Genomic DNA, 17,566 nt, shown 5'->3' with positions numbered 1-17,566 from the left:
CCCCGCGCTCACTTGGGCGGCTGGGGCGGGGGCGCTTCGGTGACGAAGCCGATGCGGCTCAGGCCCGCCTTGTTCGCGATGCCCATCAATTCAACGACCTTGCCGTAGGGCACGGCCTGGTCGGCGCGAAGCTGGACTTCGGTATCGCGGCTGTCGGCTGCCGCCTTGGCGAGCCCGGCCGCGAGTTCATCGCTCGTGACCGCCCGGTCGTTGAGGAACACCTTGCCCGACGCGTCGACGACGAGGCTGACGAACTTCGGCGTCTCGTTGGGCTTGCCGGCATCGGTGCGCGGCAGGTCGAGCTTGATCGAGCTGGCCATCAGCGGCGCGGTGATGATGAAGATCACCAGCAGCACCAGCATCACGTCCACCAGCGGCGTGACGTTGATGTCCGACAGCGGACGCTGGCCGCCCGCGCCGATCGAGCGCCCGCCCGTGGGCGTGCTGCCGAGCGAGGTGCGACCGAAGGCCATGCCTCAGACCGGCCTCAGACCGGCATCGCCCGCGCTGGAGGCGGCGGCGTTTCGCGGGGCACCGGCTCGCCCAGCATGCCGAGCAGGTCGTGCGCAAAGCCTTCGAGCTCGGCTTCGATGCGGCCGACGACGCGGCCGAACACGTTGTAGGCCAGCACGGCGGGAATCGCGACCGCGAGGCCGAAGGCGGTCATGATCAGCGCCTCGCCGACCGGGCCCGCGACCTTGTCGATGGTGAAGCCACCGGTTTCGCCGGCAATGCCGACCAGCGCACGGTAGATGCCCCAGACCGTGCCCAGGAGGCCGACGAACGGCGCGGTGGCGCCCACGGTCGCGAGCAGGATCTGCCCGGATTGCAGGCGCCGCAGCGCCGCGTGCAGTGCATCGCGCAGAACGCGCGTCACGCGCTGGGTGCGGTTTACCGCGCCGCCGAGCGTTGCACCGTCGGCCTCCACTGCGAGGTGGCGAACCGCGCTCACCGCCGGCAGCACCAGCTCCGCGCGATCGAAGGACTTGAGACTGGATTCGGCCTCGCCGAGCGACGGCGACTGCCAGAAGGCCGCGATGCTGCGCGCGACATCGCGCGTACCGCCGCGCAGCAGCCAGGCCTTCCAGAGGATCACGACCCAGCTCGATACGGACATGAGCACCAGGAGGATCGCCACCGAACGGCTGACGCCATCGCCATGCGCGAGCAGTTCGATGACGCTCATCAGGCGTTCTCGGTCAGCGCAGGTCGAGCACGTCGAACATGTCGAAGAGACCCGCGCGCTTGTCGGCCAGGAACCGCACCGCCCGCAGGCTGCCCTGCGCGTAGCCGGCGCGGCTGGAGGACTTGTGCGAGATCTCGATGCGCTCGCCGGTGCCGGCGAACAGCACGGTATGGTCGCCCACGATGTCGCCGCCGCGGATGGTCGCGAAGCCGATCGTCGAGGGATCTCGCTCGCCGGTCACGCCCTCGCGGCCGTACACCGCGCATTGCTTGAGGTCGCGGCCGAGCGCGTCGGCGATCACCTCGCCCATCTTCAGCGCGGTGCCCGAAGGCGCATCGACCTTGTGTCGGTGGTGCGCTTCGATGATCTCGATGTCGTAGCCGGTCGACATCGCCTTGGCAGCCATTTCGAGCAGCTTCAGGGTCACGTTGACGCCGACGCTCATGTTGGGCGCGAACAGGATCGCGACGTCCTTGGCGGCGGCGGCGATCTCGGCCTTTTGCGCATCGCTGAAGCCGGTCGTGCCGATCACGAGCTGCACGCCCAGCTCGCGGCAGACGGCGAGGTGCGCCATCGTCCCTTCGGGGCGGGTGAAGTCGATCAGGACCTGCGCGTTCTTGAGGCCCTCGCGCAGGTCGGAAACGATCGGAACGCCGCTCGGGGCGCCCAGGAACGCGCTGGCGTCGGCGCCGATTGCGCTGCTGCCCGCCATGTCGAGCGCGCCCGCCAGTTGGCAGTCGCCGGATTGCCGGACGGCTTCGATCAGCATATGGCCCATGCGCCCGGAGGCGCCGGCAACGGCGACGCGGCGGAGGGAGGAAGAGGAAGTGGGATGGGCAGTCACGAGTCTCGTCCTCGGAAATGCAGATTCGGGAAGGAATCACGCCAGCCGCTGGACCGGCGTGCGCTCATCAGCGCGATTCGAGCGGAGGATACGCAGCCGGCAGCGGCGCGGTAGACGAGGCGGGCTCGCCTTCGGTCGGTTTGTCCTTTGCCTTGTCGCTGTCCTTGGGCTCGAATTTCTTGAGCTGGTCTTCCGATGCTTCGAGCTGGGGCACCTTGCCGCTGCGGCGGCGGGTGTCGAGCGTGGCGACGAACTCTTCTTCGCTCGGCATCGCATCGCCCTCGAAGCGGTCGAGGACGTCGCCGTTGAAGTACAGCGTCAGCCGGCGTTGCTGCGGCTCGACGCCCTGGCGACGGATCGTGAAAACGTAGTCCCAGCGATTGGAATGGAAGACGTCGGTCAGCAGCGAGGTACCGAGGATCTCGCGCACCTGCTGGCGCGTCATGCCGGGCTTGAGCGCCTCGACCTGCTCCTTGGACACGAAGTTGCCCTGGACCACTTCGATCTTGTAGGGAGTGACCGCGTACAGGGCGTTGCGAGCGCTGTCGTTGACACTGCTGCAAGCGCCGAGGCCCAGGCTTGCCGCAACGGCTGCAGCAAGCAGCCAGTGACGGCGTTGGGGAATGGCAGGCATGGGAAACGGGTTGGACGATATGATCAAGTCATTGTAGCGGTTGGCCCTCTGGAGCCCTTTTCCGCGCTGCCCGCAGGGAAGACCCATGAGCAACATCGACGAACTCAAGAACACTGGCCTCAAGGCCACGCTGCCGCGCCTCAAGATCCTCGAGATATTCCAGAACGGCGGCCAACGGCACATGACGGCCGAAGACGTGTTCCGCGTGCTGCTCAACGACCACTCCGACATCGGCCTGGCCACCGTCTACCGCGTCCTCACGCAGTTCGAACAGGCCGGCATCCTGGAGCGCAGCCATTTCGAGAGCGGCAAGGCCGTCTACGAACTGAACGAGGGCAAGCACCACGACCACCTGATCTGCACGTCCTGCGGCAAGGTGGAGGAGTTCTACGACGCCGAGATCGAGCGTCGCCAGCAAATGATCGCGAAAGACAAGGGCTGGATCCTTCAGGACCACGCGATGTCCCTCTACGGCCTGTGCGCCGACTGCGTCAGCAAGCGCTGATTCCGGGCTAGTCGTCGTCGCGGGCCGCTTCCATCGCCTTGTGATGGCGGGCGACGAAGTCCGCGTAGGTGTCGATGCCGCGCAGTTGCAGGATCGAATTGCGCACTGCCGCCTCGACCAGCACGGCGATGTTGCGACCGGCCACCACCTGGATGATCACCTTCCGCACGGGAATGCCCAGCACGTCCTGCGTGAGCGGCGCAGAGGGCATGCGCTCGTAGTCGCGCTCGAAGCTGTCGCGGCGCACCAGGTGCACGATGAGCTTGAGCCGCATCTTCCGGCGCACCGCCGTCTCGCCGAAGATCGCGCGGATGTCCAGGAGACCGATGCCGCGCACCTCGAGCAGGTTCTGCAGCAGTTCAGGGCAGCGGCCTTCCAGCGTGGTCTGATTGATGCGGTAGAGGTCGACCGCGTCGTCGGCCACGAGGCCGTTGCCGCGTGAAATCAGCTCCAGGCCGAGTTCGCTCTTTCCGAGGCCGGATTCGCCCGTGATCATCACGCCCAGGCCCAGGATGTCCATGAACACGCCGTGCATCGACGTGCGCTCGGCGAAGTGCTTCGACAGGTAGGCGCGCAGCAGGTCGATCACGAAGGCCGACGACTCGCGCGTCGCGAAGAGCGGCAACTGGGCCCGTTCGCAGATCGAGAGCAGCTCGTCAGGCGCCGGCTGACCGTCGGCCAGCACCAGCATCGGCGGTTCGAGCGTGACGATGCGGGCAATGCGCCGCACGCAATCCTCGTGCGTGCCGCGCGTGAGATAGGCCACCTCGCGGGCACCGAGGATCTGTACCCGGTAGGGATGGATGTAATTGAGATACCCCACCAGATCCGCCGCGGACTGGGCCCGGCTGATCACGTCGGGATCGAACTGGCGCTCCGAGGCCCCCAGGCCCGCCAGCCATTCCCAGCGGAGCGAACCGCGGAACTCCTCGAACATGGCGTCGGCGCTGATGACGGTGGGCTTCATGATGGCGCAGAGTATGGGCCACTAGCGCGCGCGGGCGAGCGGCGGAACATCCGGGCTTGCCCGCCAGGGCGCCGGATGCCGGTGGAGCGAGGAGGACGAAGCGGCGAGCCGGCGAGGCATCACCGCTTCAGGCGACCTGGGCGGATTGCCAGCCGGCGATCAGCGCATGCAGCGCCGCCGCGTCGTTGCTCGACTTGATCTGCTCGCGCAGGTTCGCGTCGCTGAGCAGCTCGGCAATCTCGGAGAGTATTTCAAGATGTTTCTGCGTGGCCGCTTCCGGCACCAGCAGAAAGATGAGCAGGACGACGGGCTGCTCGTCCGGCGCGTCGAACCCGATGGGGTTGGCGAGCTGGAACACGGCCGCCATCGGCGACTTGAGCCCCTTGATGCGGCCGTGCGGGATGGCAACGCCGTGGCCCAGACCGGTGGAGCCCAGGCGTTCGCGCGCGAACAGGCTGTCGGTGATGAGGGCGCGGCCGAGGCCATGCAGGTTTTCGAACAGCAGGCCGGCTTCTTCAAAAGCACGCTTCTTGCTGGTGGCGTCGACGCTCACAAGCACTTGAGCGGGTGGCAGGATGGACGCGAGTCGGTTCATGTTGATGCGGGGCGGGGGCGATTATGCACCCACCCCGCAAAAAGCAAAGGGCCGCTCGAAAGCGGCCCGCAAGAGTATTTGCCCGAAGAGTGCAACTACATCACGCGCTTGGGTGCGGCGTGGTGGTGATCCTGCAGGCGATCCTTGTGACGGACGACCTGTCTGTCGAGCTTGTCGACCAGTTCGTCGACGGCAGCGTAGAGATCAGCGTGGCTCGCTTCCGCGAACATGTCATTGCCCTTGACGTGAATATTGCATTCGGCACGTTGCCGGCGTTCCTTTTCCTTTTGCTTTTCCACCGTAAGGATCACCTTCACGTCGACGACCTGGTCGAAATGGCGGTTGATCCGGCTCAGCTTGCTCCTAACGTAGTTGTCCAGCGCGGGGGTGACGTCGAGGTGATGACCGCTGATCGTCAAATTCATGAATGACCTCCTGGAAATTGACGGTTGGTGAAATGGCCGTGCCTCCAGTTGGGAGACGCGACCGGGGAAATTCAAGGGGAGTTCGGGGAGAGGAGAGAGGGAAGACAAGGAAATGCGGGAAGGTCGGTTCACTATGCACAGGGTGTCATCGAATTGCAATGCCTTCGACACATAGCCTTGATCCAGATCGAATTCACGGCATGAAATCGCTATGAAATCGATAGCAACAGATGGCGGCGGCACAGGCAGCCGCAACTCATCCGAAAGGCCTGCAAAGGTGTCAAGACGGGGGAAATACGACCACGCCGGCCCAAGGGCCGGGGCACTCTGCCTCAGCGCCAGGCGGCGCGCATGCGGCTCAGGAGATCGATCGTTGCCGCGGGCGGCGGAACGTGCGGCGCGCGCGGCGGCGGCGGCGGCCAGGTCTGCTGCTCGAAGCGCTGCGCGTCGGCCGCCGTGATGAAGCGCGTGCGCCCGGCGTACAGGTGGCGATCGCCGCGAACGGCCTGTTGCGTGACGTAAAAGCGTTGCGGCACCAGGAGATGCAGGTGATCGCGCGCCCGCGTCATCGCCACATACAGGAGCCGCCGCTCTTCTTCGAGCTCTTGCGCGCCCTGCGCCACGTCGGCCGGTATGCATCCGTCGACCACGTTCAGCACGTGCACCGAGGTCCACTCCTGCCCTTTGGCGGAATGGATGGTGGAGAGGATCAGGTAGTCCTCGTCGAGCAGCGGCGGGCCAGGCCGGTCGCTGGTGGCCTCGGGCGGGTCGAGCGTCAGCTCGGTCAGGAAACGCTCGCGCGAGCCGTACCCGGCCGCCAGGCGGGCGAGCTGCTCCACATCGCCGCGCCGGACGCCCGAATCGTCGTAGAGCCGCTCCAGGTGCGGCAGATACCACGACAGCACGATGTCCATGTCGGCCGGCCACGACAGTGAGGGCTGGCGCAGCGCGGCGTAGGCATCGGCAAAGCGCGCCCATTCGGCCTGCGCCTGGGAAGGCGGCACGAAGGAGCGCACCACCGCTCCTGGGTCGACCGCGGTGTCCATCGCGTCGAGCAGCCGCGCGGACGTGACGGGGCCGATGCCTGGAATCAGCTGAGTCACCCGGAAACCGGCCATGCGCCCCCGCGGGTTTTGCGCGAAGCGCAGCACCGCGAGCATGTCCTTCACATGTGCTGCCTCGAGGAATTTGAGGCCGCCGTACTTGACGAACGGGATGTTGCGCCGGGCCAGTTCCAGCTCCAGCGCCGCGCTGTGGGTCGAGGTGCGGAACAGCACCGCCTGCGACTTCAACGCCAACCCGCCCTCCCGGTGCGCCAGCACCCGATCGGCGACCCACGTCGCCTGCGCCGCCTCGTCCGCCACCAGCACGAGCTGGGGTTGCCCCGCCGACGGCTTGTCGGTCCACAGCGTCTTGGCGTGCCGCTCCGCCGCCGCGGCGATGACCGCATTCGACACGTCGAGGATCGGCTGCGTCGACCGGTAGTTGCGCTCGAGCGTGACAATGCGCGCCGGTTGACTGAAGTGCGCCGGAAAATCGAGGATGTTCCGCACCGTCGCCCCCCGGAACGAGTAGATCGACTGCGCATCGTCGCCTACCACCGTGACGCCGCGTCCGTCGGGCTTGAGCGAACGCAGGATGGCCGCCTGCAGGAGGTTGGTGTCCTGGTATTCGTCGACCAGCACATGGTCGAAACGCTCGCCGACCTGCCGCGCGAGGGTCGGCTCGGCCATCATCTCGGTCCAGTACAGCAACAGGTCGTCGTAGTCGAGCACATGCTGCTGCTGCTTGGCCTCCACATACGCGCCGAAGAGCCTTTTCAACTCGGCCTCCCAGTCGGCGCACCACGGGAATGCGTGCTTGAGCACACCGGCCAGCGGCGCGCGCGTGTTCACGGTGCGCGAATAGATCGAGACGCAGGTTCCCTTCAGCGGGAATCGCCGGGCGGAGGTCGACAGCCCCAGGTCGTTGCGGACGAGCCCCATCAGGTCTTCGGCGTCCCCCCGGTCGTGGATGGTGAAGTTCTCGTCCAGACCGATCTGCGCGGCGTACTCACGCAAGAGCCGTGCGCCCACGCCATGGAAGGTGCCGGCCCAGGGCAGCGCCGGCGGCGATTGCGAGGACAGGCCCAGGACTCGCACCAGCACCTGACCGGCGCGGCGCTCCATTTCCTGCGCCGCGCGGCGGGAGAAGGTGAGCAGAAGAACGCGCTGCGGATCGGCGCCCCGGGCGATCAGCGCGGCGACCCGGTGCGCCAGGGTACTGGTCTTGCCCGAACCGGCGCCGGCGATCACGAGCAGCGGGCGCTCGTCCCGCGTGGTATTGCCGACGACGGCGACCCGCCCGTGCTGCACCGCCGCGCGCTGCGCGTCGTTGAGTTGCGCGAGCGCCTCGGCAAGCCGCTCTTCGGGGGTGTTGAGGAGGGAGGTCGCAACGCTCGGCATCGAGCACAACTGTACTGGATGTTTATCCAGAAGCCACGGGGCGCCGGCAACCGCCGATGACATAATCGCGCCTCGCTGCAAAACCGGAGTTTCTCGATGGAAATCGTCCCGTCTCGGCAGCTTTCACTCCTCTTCTGACGCACTGCCGGCGAGGGGATTGAAAGCGCCCCACCACTCGCCATACCGCCAGACTTTCACAGGGAGTGAGCCATGCTCAACATCTTCACGCTCGCCAATGGCCGCCTCGTCCAGGAAGAGATCGAAGCGCTGGAGGAGTTGTCCAAGTTTCAGCCGATCTGGGTCGATCTCGAATCGCCGACCCTGGAGGAAAAGCGCTGGATCAAGCAGTACTACGGCCTGTCCATTCCCGAAGACGCGATGGACGAGGACATCGAGGAGTCCGCGCGCTTCTATGAGGAAGACAACGGCGAGCTCCACATCCGCAGCGACTTCCTGATCGACGATGCCGAGAACCCGCGTTCGGTCCGCGTCGCCTTCATCCTCAACCAGCACAACACCGAACTGCGCAGCCGCGGCGTGCTGTTCTCCATCCACGACGAGGACGTGCCGGTGTTCCGGCTGGTGCGCATGCGCGCGCGCCGCGCCCCGGGCCTGATCGAGGACGCCAAGGAAGTGCTGCTGAAGCTCTTCGATGCCGACGCCGAGTACTCCGCCGACACGCTGGAGAACATCTACGACGAACTCGAGAACGCGGGCAAGAAGGTGCTCTCGGGCAACGTCAGCGACGAACTGGCCGGCGAGGTGCTCGGCCTCATTGCCCGGCAGGAAGACCTGAACGGCCGCATCCGCCGCAACGTGATGGACACGCGCCGCGCGGTCAGCTTCATGATGCGCAGCCGCATGCTCAATGCCGAGCAGTTCGAGGAGGCGCGGCAGATCCTGCGCGACATCGAATCGCTCGACAACCACACCGCTTTCCTCTTCGACAAGATCAACTTCCTGATGGATGCGACCGTCGGTTTCATCAACATCAACCAGAACAAGACGATCAAGATCTTCTCGGTCGCGAGCGTGGCGCTCCTGCCGCCGACGCTGATCGCCAGCGTCTACGGGATGAACTTCAAGTTCATGCCGGAGCTCGACCTCACGTACGGCTACGCCTACGCAATCGTGCTGATGGCCGCGAGCGCGCTCGTGCCGATGTGGTATTTCCGGCGGCGCGGCTGGTTGAAGTAGACCACCCGCGTTGCTTGCTCACTTCGTGTAGCCGCCTCCCCCCTCAAGGGGGCGCACCCGGTGGCCCGGCGAAGCCGGTTCCACGGGTGCCCTGAACGAAGCGGGGCCGGGCAGCTGTTCTCTATTGCTGCGACAGCATCGCGAGCCAGGCGCTGACCAAGGCCAGGCTGTAGCGGCTCGCGACCGACGAGACGAAACGCGTGAAGTCGCCATGGGCGGCGTCGTCGGCGCGGTCCGAGATGGTCCGCACGGCGGCGAAGGGCACGCCGAAGTCGTGGCACACCTGCGCTACGGCCGCGCCTTCCATCTCCACCGCGAGCGCATCTGGCAACGCGTGGCGCAGTGCTTCGCTCTCGGCTGCGGTCGACACGAACCGATCGCCGCTGATCAGCAGGCCGCGATGAACCCGTGGCGCATCCAATGCAAAGTCGTCGGCCACCTTCTCGCCGAGCAGCGTCACCGGATCGGACAGGACGTCGGCAGCCACCGCGGCGAGCGCATCGCTGATCTCGGTATCGGCAGCGAAGCGGGCGTGGCCTGTCAGCGGCACCTCGTACTTGGGGAAGATGGGCGATGCGTCGAGGTCGTGCTGAAGCAGCCTGGTCGCCACGACCACGTCACCGACCCGCACATCCGGCGCCAGCCCGCCCGCCACGCCCGTGAAGACGATCGCCCGCGCGCCGAAGCGCTCCAGCAGCACCGTCGCAGTCGTCGCCGCCGCCACCTTGCCGATGCGCGACAGCACCGCGACGATGAGCTGCCCCTGCAGGTGCCCCACCCAGAAGTCGCGTCCGCCGACCGTGATGCGCTGCTCGTCCGGCATCTGCGCGAGCAGCGCGCCCAGTTCCTCGTGCATCGCGGACACGATGGCGATCGGAAGGTTCGTGGCTTCGTTCATCGGACGCAAGCTTAGCGCCCCCACACCCGGGGCCAGGAATCCCGCGGAACCGGCTTCGCCGGTCCGCCGGGATGGCCCCCTGCAAGGGGGTGCAGAGCCACACGAAGTGGGCGAGGCTGGGGGTTTACTTGATATCCACCCCGTAGAAGGTGTGGCGCCCGAACGGGCTGAGCTTGAAGTCGACCACTTCCTTGCGCACCGGCTTGAGCTGCACCGCATGCGCAATCGTGAACCACGGCGCCTGCTCCTTGAAGATCACCTCCGCTTTCTTGTAGAGCTCTTCGCGCTCGGCCTGCTTCGGCACGTTCTTTGCCTTCACCACCAGGTCTTCGTACGGCTGGTAGCAGAACTTCGCGACGTTGCTGCCGTTCGACTGCGCCGATGCGCAACCGAGCAGCGTGTAGAGGAAGTTGTCCGGATCGCCGTTGTCGCCCGTCCAGCCGAGCATCCCCATCTGGTGTTCGCCGGCCTGCATGCGCTTGCGGTACTCGCCCCACTCGAAGGACTTGATCTCGGCCTTGACGCCGATCTTCGCGAGGTCCGCCTGCATCAGTTCGGCGATGCGCTTGGCGTTCGGGTTGTACGGACGCTGCACCGGCATGGCCCAGAGGTCGGTGGTGAAGCCGTCCGCGTAGCCAGCCTGTGCGAGCAGCTTCTTCGCGGCTTCGGGGTCGTACGGGTCGTCCTTGACCGCGTCGTTGTACGACCACATCGTCGGCGGGATCGGATTCTTCGCCGCGACGCCGGTGGTCAGGTACACGCCGTCGATGATCGCCTTCTTGTTGATCGCCATGTTGAGCGCCTTGCGCACCCGCACGTCGTCGAAGGGCTTCTTCTGGGTGTTGTAGGCGAGATAGCCGATGTTCAGGCCCGGCTGCTCCAGCACCTGCACGTTCGGGTCCTTGCGGATCGTGTCCAGGTCCGCCGGGTTCGGGTACGGCATCACATGGCACTCGCCCTTCTGCAGCTTGGCCCAGCGCACCGAGGCATCGGGCGTGATCGCGAAGACGAGGTCATCGATCTTCGCCTTGCCGCCCCAGTACTGCGGGAAGGCCTTGAAGCGCACGATCGCGTCCTTCTGGTACTGCACGAGGTAGAACGGGCCGGTGCCGATCGGGTCCTGGTCGATCTTCTCGGGCGTGCCGGCCTTGAGCATCGCGATCGCGTATTCCTTCGACTGGATGCCCGCATAGGGCATCGCGAGGTTCGCGAGGAAAGGCGCCTCCGGCTTGTTCAGCACGATCTTCACCGTGTAGTCGTCGACGCGATCGACCGACTTCAAGAGCTTGGGCATCCCCATGTCGTTGAAGTAGGAGTGGTTCGTGCTCGTGACCTTGTAGTAGGGGTCGCTGTCCTTCCACTGCCGCTCCATCATGAAGACCACGTCGTCGGCGTTGAAGTCGCGCGTGGGCTTGAAGCTCTTGGACGTGTTGTGCCACTTCACGCCCTTGCGCAGCTTGAAGGTGTATTCGGTGCCGTCGGGCGAGATGGTCCAGCTTTCGGCCAGGCCCGGGACGACCTTGGTGCCGCCCCGCTCGAACTCGACGAGGTTGTTGTAGACCTGCGTGGTGACGTCGAACGAGGTGCCCGTCGTGTTCACCGCCGCGTAGAAGTTCTCGGGACTGCCCTCGGAGCAAAAGACCAGCGTCTTCGCCGACGCGGCGCCGCAAGCCAGCGCGAGCGCGGTCGGCGCCAGCAGCGAGGCAGCGCGCAGACGGCGCGAGAGTTTGGAGGTGTGGGACATGAGGCTCGGCTCCTTCAGGGTTGGGCCCGCACGACGGCGGACGGGGCATCGTCGACGCGACCTTCGGCCGCGCCATCCAGAAACTTTTCGGCGTGATGACACGCCACCAGCCGCTCGTCGAGCAGGCGCGGCAGCGGGCGCTCGGCGCGGCAACGCTCGGTGGCATGCGCGCAGCGTGTGTTGAACACGCAGCCCGGCGGCGGCGCAAGCGGCGACGGCAGTTCGCCCTTGAGCACGATGCGCTGCTCGGCCAGCCCCGGCGTCGAAGCGAGCAAGGCCTGCGTGTAGGGATGCAGCGGCCGCGCGAAGATGCGCGCCTTGGGCCCCTGCTCGACCGCATGGCCGAGATACATCACGAGCACGTCGTGCGCGATGTGCCGCACCACGCCGAGGTCGTGCGAGATGAAGAGGTACGACAGGCCCAACTCCGCCTGCAAATCGGCGAGCAGGTTGAGCACCTGCGCCTGGATCGACACGTCGAGCGCCGACACCGGCTCGTCGGCCACCAGGAGCTGCGGCCCGAGCATGAGTGCGCGCGCGATCGCGATGCGCTGCCGCTGGCCACCGGAGAACATGTGCGGATAGCGGTTCGCGTATTCGGGCCTGAGGCCGACGCGGGCGAGCATCTCGCGCGCCTTCGCGGCCCGCTCCGACTTGCCGAGCGTGGTGTTGATCGCGAGCGGGTCTTCAAGCACCGTCGCGATCTTCTTGCGCGGATTGAGCGAGCCGTAAGGGTTCTGGAACACGAGTTGCACCGCCCGCCGAAGCTCGCGCTTGCGGTCCGCCGGCGGATGGACCGCATCGGTGCCCACCAATGTCAGCGAACCGGCAGTGGGCTTCTCGATCAGCGAGACCATGCGCGCGAGCGTGGACTTGCCGCAGCCGGATTCACCGACCACCGCGAGCGTGCGGCCCTTTTCGAGCTGGAACGAGATGTTGCCGACCGCCTGCAGATGCGCCGGCGCGCGGAACAGTCCGCGCCGCACGGTGTAGACGCGCTGCAGATCCTTCGCCTCGACCACCACTTCGCTCATCGAACGAACTCCACGACTTGCCCGCCGTCGCGCATGCGGTGCGCATCCCGTTCGCGGTCGCCGAGCGGATAGTGGCAGCGCACCTGCCCGCCGAGCCATTCGCGCAACTCGGGCCGCACCGCATGCGAATGCGGCGTGGCATAGGCGCAGCGCGGCGCGAAGAGGCAGCCGGCGGGCCGGTCGTGCACGCCCGGGACCACGCCGGCGATGGTGGCGAGGCGCTGCTCGCCGGTCGAACGCTCGGGCAATGCGGCGAGCAGCGCGGCGGTATAGGGGTGCTGCGGCATCGCGAAGAGCTCGTCGACGCCACGCTCTTCCATCAACTGGCCGGCATACATCACGGCCACGCGCTGCGCCATTTCGCTGACCACGCCCATGTTGTGCGTGATCAGCACGAGGCCCATGCCGCGCTCCTTCTGCAACGTGCGCAGCAGGTCGAGGATCTGCGCCTGGATCGTCACGTCGAGCGCGGTAGTCGGCTCGTCCGCGATCAGCAGGCGCGGGTTGCATGCGATCGCCATCGCGATCATCACGCGCTGGTTCATGCCGCCCGAGAGCTGATGCGGATAGCTGGAGAGCCGCGTCGACGCTGCCGGGATACCGACCTGCTCCAGCAAATCGATCGCGCGCTTCTTCGCTGCGCGCTTGTCGAGGCGCAGATGCAGCCGGAGCGTCTCCATCAACTGCCAGCCAATGGTGAAGCAGGGGTTGAGGCTGGTCGTCGGCTCCTGGAAGATCATCGCGATGTCCTTGCCGACGAGGCCGCGCCGCGCCCGGTCCGAGATCCCGAGCAGGTCGCGCCCCGCGAAGCGCAGATGCTCCGCGCGCACGCGGCCGGGCCAGCCGATGAGGCCCATCAGCGCCATCATCGTGACGCTCTTGCCCGATCCCGACTCGCCGACGATGCCGAGGACTTCGCCCTCTTCGAGCCGCAGGCTCACGCCGTCGACCGCGTGCAGCGTGCCCCCTTGCGATGGGAACTCCACGTGGAGATCGCGGATATCGAGAAGCATCAGCCCACCCCCGTTGCTTGCTCGCTTCGCGTAGCCGCCTCGGGGGCGCTGCCAGCGGCCCGGCAAACCCGGTTCCGCGGCAGTTCCGGATCAGGCGCAGGCTCGGGTGCTCGGATCATGAAGTTCACCTTTTCAATTTGGGATCGAGCGCGTCGCGCAGGCCGTCGCCCAGCAGGTTGAACGCGAGCACGGCCGCAAGGATCGCGAGCCCCGGGAAGGTGACGACCCACCAAGCGCGCAGCACGAATTCGCGCGCATCGGCGAGCATGGTTCCCCACTCGGGCGAAGGCGGCTGCGCGCCGAGGCCGAGGAAGCCCAGCGCCGCCGCATCCAGGATCGCGGTCGAGACGCCGAGCGAGGCCTGCACGATCAGCGGCGCGGCGCAGTTGGGCAGCACTTCGCTGAACATCAGGCGCAGCGTGCCCGCGCCGCTCACGCGCGCCGCGGTCACGTAGTCGCGCGAGACTTCGGAGATGACAGCCGCCCGCGTGATGCGCACGTAGTGCGGCAGCACCACGATGGCCACCGCCAGCATCGCATTGATGAGTCCCGGCCCCAGGATCGCGACGATCACGATCGCGAGCAGCAGGCTCGGCAGCGTGAGGATCACGTCCATGGACCGCATGATCGCGATCTCGAGCACGCCGCGGAAGAATCCCGCGACCATGCCGAGTGCAATGCCGACGGCGACCGAGATCGCGACCACGGCCACACCGATCGACAACGACAACCGCGCGCCGTACATCAGCCGCGAGAGGATGTCGCGGCCGATGGCGTCGGTGCCGAGCAGATGCGTCACGGAACCGCCGGCCTGCCAGGCCGGAGGCCGCAGAAAGGCACTGCTGTCGGTCTGATTGGGCGCATGCGGCGCGATCCACGGCGCGAGAAGCGCCACCAGCAACAGGAGCACGATGACCGCGAGCCCGATCACTGCGCCGCGGTTGGCGGAGAAAGACGTCCAGAACTCACGCCACGGTCCGGGCGGCGCGCTCTTCTTGGAAGCAACAGCCACTGCACTCATCGGGCCTGCCTGATACGCGGGTTGATCAAGCCATACGCGAGGTCCACGATCACGTTGACCAGCATCACGATCACGCCGAGCAGCAGCATGCCCCCCTGCAACACCGGATAGTCGCGGCGCGCGATGGCCTCGATCAGCCACTTGCCCACGCCCGGCCACGAGAAGATGGTCTCGGTCAGGATCGCGCCGGTGAACAGCACGCCGACCTGCAAGCCGATCACCGTCACCACCGGGATCAGCGCGTTGCGCAGCGCGTGCACGCCGACCACCCGGATCGGTGCCAGGCCTTTCGCGCGGGCGGTGCGGATGTAGTCCTCGCCCAGTACTTCGAGCATGGCCGAGCGCGTCATGCGCGCGATCACCGCGAGCGTGTTGGTGCCCAGCACGATCGCCGGCAGGATCAGGTGCTGCACCGCCGAGAGGAAGGCGCCCTTGTCGTCCGACAGCAGCGAGTCGATGAGCAGGAAGCCGGTGACCGGCTCGATGTAGTACTGCACCGCGATGCGGCCCGACACCGGCGTCCAGCCGAGTTGCACCGAGAAGAACAGGATCAGCAGCAGGCCCCACCAGAAGATCGGCATCGAATAGCCGGTGAGCGATGTCGCCATCACGCCGTGATCGAACAGCGAATTGCGCTTCACCGCCGCAATGATGCCCGCCGGAATGCCCAGCAGCAGCGCGAACAGCACCGCGCAGATCGCCAGCTCGACCGTGGCCGGGAACAGCGCGAGGAACTCGCTCATCACGGGCTCCTGCGTGATCACCGACTTGCCCAGATCGCCGTGCAGCACGCGCTCGATGTAGATGCCGTATTGCGTGAAGAGCGGCTTGTCGAGCCCGTATTCCTTCAGCAGGACGGCGTGGCGCGCGGGGTCGATGCCGCGCTCGCCCGCAAGCGTTTCAATGGGGTCGCCGGGGACCAGCCGGATCAGAAAAAAGGCGAGCAGGGTCATGCCGATGAAGGTCGGCACGAGCAGGCTCGCACGCGTGACGATGAAGCGGAACATTCATCCCCAATATGCAAGACCGATGCCGGGTTCGGTCCTCGGCGGAACCCTTATTTCTTGTCGCGCAGTTCTCGACGCAGGATCTTGCCGACAGGCGTCTTGGGCAGGTCGGTGCGGAATTCGATGACGCGCGGCCGCTTGTAGCCGGTGAGGTTGTCATGGCAGAACGCGCGCACCTCGGCTTCGGTGAGGTCCGGGTTCTTCTTGACGATGACCAGTTTCACCGCCTCCCCGGTCTTCTCGTCGGGAATACCGACCGCCGCGCATTCGAGCACACCCGGGATCTGCGCGACCACGTCCTCGACCTCGTTCGGATACACATTGAAGCCCGACACCAGGATCATGTCCTTCTTGCGATCGACGATCTTGAAGTAGCCGCGCTCGTCGACGATCGCGATGTCGCCGGTCTTGAAGTAACCGTCGGCGGTCATGACCTTGGCGGTCTCGTCGGGCCGCTGCCAGTAGCCTGCCATTACCTGCGGGCCCATCACAGCCAGTTCGCCGGACTGGCCGGGCGCGACTTCGTGGCCGTCGTCGTCGATCAGCTTCACGTAGGTGCTCGGCAGAGGAACGCCGATGGTGCCGGTGTAGGCGATGCTGGTCGTCGGGTTGCAGGTCACCGAAGGCGAGGTTTCCGAGAGGCCGTAGCCTTCGCAGATCGGGCAGCCGGTCTTCTCGAGCCAGAGCTTGGCCACCGCGCCCTGCACCGCCATGCCGCCGCCGACCGAGACCTTCAGGTTCTTCCAGTTGACGGTGTTGAAGTCCGGATGGTTCGCCAGGCCGTTGAACAGCGTGTTGACGGCCGGGAAGCTGTGGAACGTGTGCTTCGACAGCTCCTTGAGCACCGCCGCGAGGTCGCGGGGATTGGGGATGAGGATCAGCTTCCCGCCCGTGCGCATGGAGAGCATCATGCCGACCGTGAACGCGAAGATGTGATAGAGCGGCAGCGCGCAGACGCTCGTCGGCTGCTCGCCTTGCGGCACCTTCTGCATCACCGGGTCGTTCCACGCCTCGGACTGCAGCACGTTCGCGATCACATTGCGATGCAGCAGCACCGCCCCCTTCGAGACGCCGGTCGTGCCTCCGGTGTACTGCAGCACCGCGACGTCGTCAGGGCCGATCGCCGGCGCCTGCAGCTTGCGCGTCGCGCCCTTCTCGAGCGCATCGTTGAAGCGCACCGCGCCCGGCAGACTGTAGGCGGGCACCATCTTCTTCACGTTGCGCACGACGTAGTTGACGATCGCGCCTTTCAGCATGCCGAGCCGATCGCCCATCGAGGCCAGCACGATGTGCTTGACCTGCGTATGCGCCAGGCACTGCTGCAGCGTGGTGCCGAAGTTCTCCATCAGCACGATGGCCTTCGAGCCCGAGTCCTTGAGCTGATGCTCCAGTTCGCGCGGCGTGTAGAGCGGGTTGACGTTGACCAGGATGAGCCCGGCACGCAGCAGGCCCGCGACCGCGATGGGGTACTGCGGGCAGTTGGGCATCATCACCGCGACCCGGTCGCCCTTGGCGAGTCCGAGTCCCTGCAGATACGCCGCGAACGCGCGACTCTGGCGATCGACCTCCGCATAGCTCACATCCTTGCCCATGAAGCTGTAGGCCGTGCGATCGGCAAACTTGGTGAAGCTTTCCTCCATCAGACCGACGAGCGACGGATAGTGCGAGGCGTCGATGTCGGCAGGCACGCCTTGCGGATAGCTTGAAAGCCAGGGGCGATCGGTCACGTTGAAGTCTCCAGAATCTCGATACGAAAAATTGCCGCTATCGTAACTTGACGTACCCAAGCGGCACGGGCCGCGCCATGTGTGCGACCCGTGTCAATGAAACCGCGCGGCCAAGCCCAAGGCACTCGCGGAACCGGCTCAGCCGGGCCGCCGGGTGCGCCCCTGGAAGGGGGTGTCAGAGCGACACGAAGTGGGCGAGGCTGGGGGTCACTCAATCGCCTTGGCCATGTCCTCCACGACCTTCTTGGCATCCCCGAAGACCATCATGGTCTTGTCCATGTAGAACAGCTCGTTGTCCAGCCCCGCATAGCCCGCGGCCATGCTG

At 66.3% G+C, this 17,566-nt stretch carries 18 protein-coding genes; 2 read left to right on the top strand and 16 right to left on the bottom strand.

Features of this window, described 5'->3' with window-relative positions; translation table 11 throughout:
- Positions 1-8: 8 nt before the first annotated feature.
- The 4 genes from WKW77_RS27975 to WKW77_RS27960 form a co-directional block, all read right to left on the bottom strand.
- Positions 9-473 (bottom strand): ExbD/TolR family protein, encoded by a 465-nt coding sequence (locus tag WKW77_RS27975; protein ID WP_340360165.1) that lies wholly within the window; start codon positions 471-473, stop codon positions 9-11.
- A 14-nt stretch (positions 474-487) separates the two neighbouring features.
- On the bottom strand, positions 488-1,186 hold the full coding sequence (locus WKW77_RS27970) for a MotA/TolQ/ExbB proton channel family protein (protein WP_340360164.1): 699 nt from the start codon (positions 1,184-1,186) through the stop codon (positions 488-490).
- Positions 1,187-1,199: 13 nt separating this feature from the next.
- Entirely contained in the window at positions 1,200-2,030 is an 831-nt protein-coding gene (dapB, locus tag WKW77_RS27965; protein WP_340360163.1) for a 4-hydroxy-tetrahydrodipicolinate reductase, read from the bottom strand.
- 67 nt (positions 2,031-2,097) lie between these two features.
- Positions 2,098-2,664, bottom strand: coding sequence for an outer membrane protein assembly factor BamE (locus WKW77_RS27960; protein WP_340360162.1), 567 nt, complete (start codon positions 2,662-2,664; stop codon positions 2,098-2,100).
- A gap of 85 nt (positions 2,665-2,749) precedes the next feature.
- Here WKW77_RS27960 and fur point away from each other — a divergent pair, with 85 nt between their 5' ends.
- The gene (fur, locus tag WKW77_RS27955) at positions 2,750-3,169 is read left to right on the top strand and encodes a ferric iron uptake transcriptional regulator (RefSeq protein WP_093166496.1); all 420 of its coding nucleotides are present in this window, start codon (positions 2,750-2,752) and stop codon (positions 3,167-3,169) included.
- Positions 3,170-3,176: 7 nt separating this feature from the next.
- On the opposite strand, the gene hprK is transcribed toward fur, so the two are convergent.
- The 4 genes from hprK to WKW77_RS27935 all read right to left on the bottom strand — a co-directional run bounded on the left by hprK (position 3,177) and on the right by WKW77_RS27935 (position 7,600).
- Entirely contained in the window at positions 3,177-4,136 is a 960-nt protein-coding gene (gene hprK / locus WKW77_RS27950) for an HPr(Ser) kinase/phosphatase (RefSeq protein ID WP_093166495.1), read from the bottom strand.
- A gap of 127 nt (positions 4,137-4,263) precedes the next feature.
- Positions 4,264-4,731 (bottom strand): PTS sugar transporter subunit IIA, encoded by a 468-nt coding sequence (locus WKW77_RS27945; RefSeq protein WP_340360161.1) that lies wholly within the window; start codon positions 4,729-4,731, stop codon positions 4,264-4,266.
- A 95-nt stretch (positions 4,732-4,826) separates the two neighbouring features.
- Positions 4,827-5,156, bottom strand: coding sequence for a ribosome hibernation-promoting factor, HPF/YfiA family (gene hpf / locus WKW77_RS27940; RefSeq protein WP_088958293.1), 330 nt, complete (start codon positions 5,154-5,156; stop codon positions 4,827-4,829).
- A gap of 332 nt (positions 5,157-5,488) precedes the next feature.
- Positions 5,489-7,600, bottom strand: coding sequence for an ATP-dependent helicase (locus WKW77_RS27935; RefSeq protein WP_340360279.1), 2,112 nt, complete (start codon positions 7,598-7,600; stop codon positions 5,489-5,491).
- 210 nt (positions 7,601-7,810) lie between these two features.
- On the opposite strand from WKW77_RS27935, the gene corA reads away from it, so the two are divergent.
- Complete coding sequence (corA, locus tag WKW77_RS27930; RefSeq protein WP_340360160.1) at positions 7,811-8,797, top strand: magnesium/cobalt transporter CorA; 987 nt, start codon at positions 7,811-7,813, stop codon at positions 8,795-8,797.
- Positions 8,798-8,918: 121 nt separating this feature from the next.
- Here the strand turns inward: corA and WKW77_RS27925 are convergent, their stop codons facing one another.
- From WKW77_RS27925 to WKW77_RS27890, 8 genes are all read right to left on the bottom strand, one after another.
- Entirely contained in the window at positions 8,919-9,695 is a 777-nt protein-coding gene (locus WKW77_RS27925; RefSeq protein ID WP_340360159.1) for a 5'-methylthioadenosine/adenosylhomocysteine nucleosidase, read from the bottom strand.
- Between the two features lie 124 nt (positions 9,696-9,819).
- The gene (locus WKW77_RS27920) at positions 9,820-11,439 is read right to left on the bottom strand and encodes an ABC transporter substrate-binding protein (protein WP_340360158.1); all 1,620 of its coding nucleotides are present in this window, start codon (positions 11,437-11,439) and stop codon (positions 9,820-9,822) included.
- A 14-nt stretch (positions 11,440-11,453) separates the two neighbouring features.
- Positions 11,454-12,473 carry a dipeptide ABC transporter ATP-binding protein gene (locus WKW77_RS27915; RefSeq protein WP_340360157.1) on the bottom strand — a complete coding sequence of 340 codons (1,020 nt, stop codon included), beginning with the start codon at positions 12,471-12,473 and terminating at the stop codon, positions 11,454-11,456.
- Positions 12,470-13,489: an ABC transporter ATP-binding protein gene (locus WKW77_RS27910; RefSeq protein WP_340360278.1), complete on the bottom strand. Its 1,020-nt coding sequence runs from the start codon at positions 13,487-13,489 to the stop codon at positions 12,470-12,472. The genes WKW77_RS27915 and WKW77_RS27910 overlap by 4 nt, the downstream gene beginning before the upstream one ends.
- Before the next feature lie 121 nt (positions 13,490-13,610).
- Positions 13,611-14,507: an ABC transporter permease subunit gene (locus tag WKW77_RS27905; RefSeq protein ID WP_340360156.1), complete on the bottom strand. Its 897-nt coding sequence runs from the start codon at positions 14,505-14,507 to the stop codon at positions 13,611-13,613.
- Positions 14,504-15,514, bottom strand: a complete 1,011-nt coding sequence (locus WKW77_RS27900) for an ABC transporter permease subunit (protein WP_340360155.1) — start codon at positions 15,512-15,514, stop codon at positions 14,504-14,506. The genes WKW77_RS27905 and WKW77_RS27900 overlap by 4 nt, the downstream gene beginning before the upstream one ends.
- Positions 15,515-15,564: 50 nt before the next feature.
- The gene (locus WKW77_RS27895; RefSeq protein ID WP_340360154.1) at positions 15,565-17,241 is read right to left on the bottom strand and encodes a long-chain-fatty-acid--CoA ligase; all 1,677 of its coding nucleotides are present in this window, start codon (positions 17,239-17,241) and stop codon (positions 15,565-15,567) included.
- A gap of 207 nt (positions 17,242-17,448) precedes the next feature.
- A partial coding sequence (locus tag WKW77_RS27890; protein ID WP_340360277.1) for an NAD(P)(+) transhydrogenase (Re/Si-specific) subunit beta occupies positions 17,449-17,566 on the bottom strand: 118 nt, incomplete at its 5' end.

It is taken from the genome of Variovorax ureilyticus (assembly GCF_037889935.1).
Taxonomy (GTDB): Bacteria; Pseudomonadota; Gammaproteobacteria; order Burkholderiales; family Burkholderiaceae_C; genus Variovorax; species Variovorax ureilyticus.
Note: the sequence above shows the minus strand (reverse complement) of the source record. Positions and strands in the feature narration are given on the sequence as shown.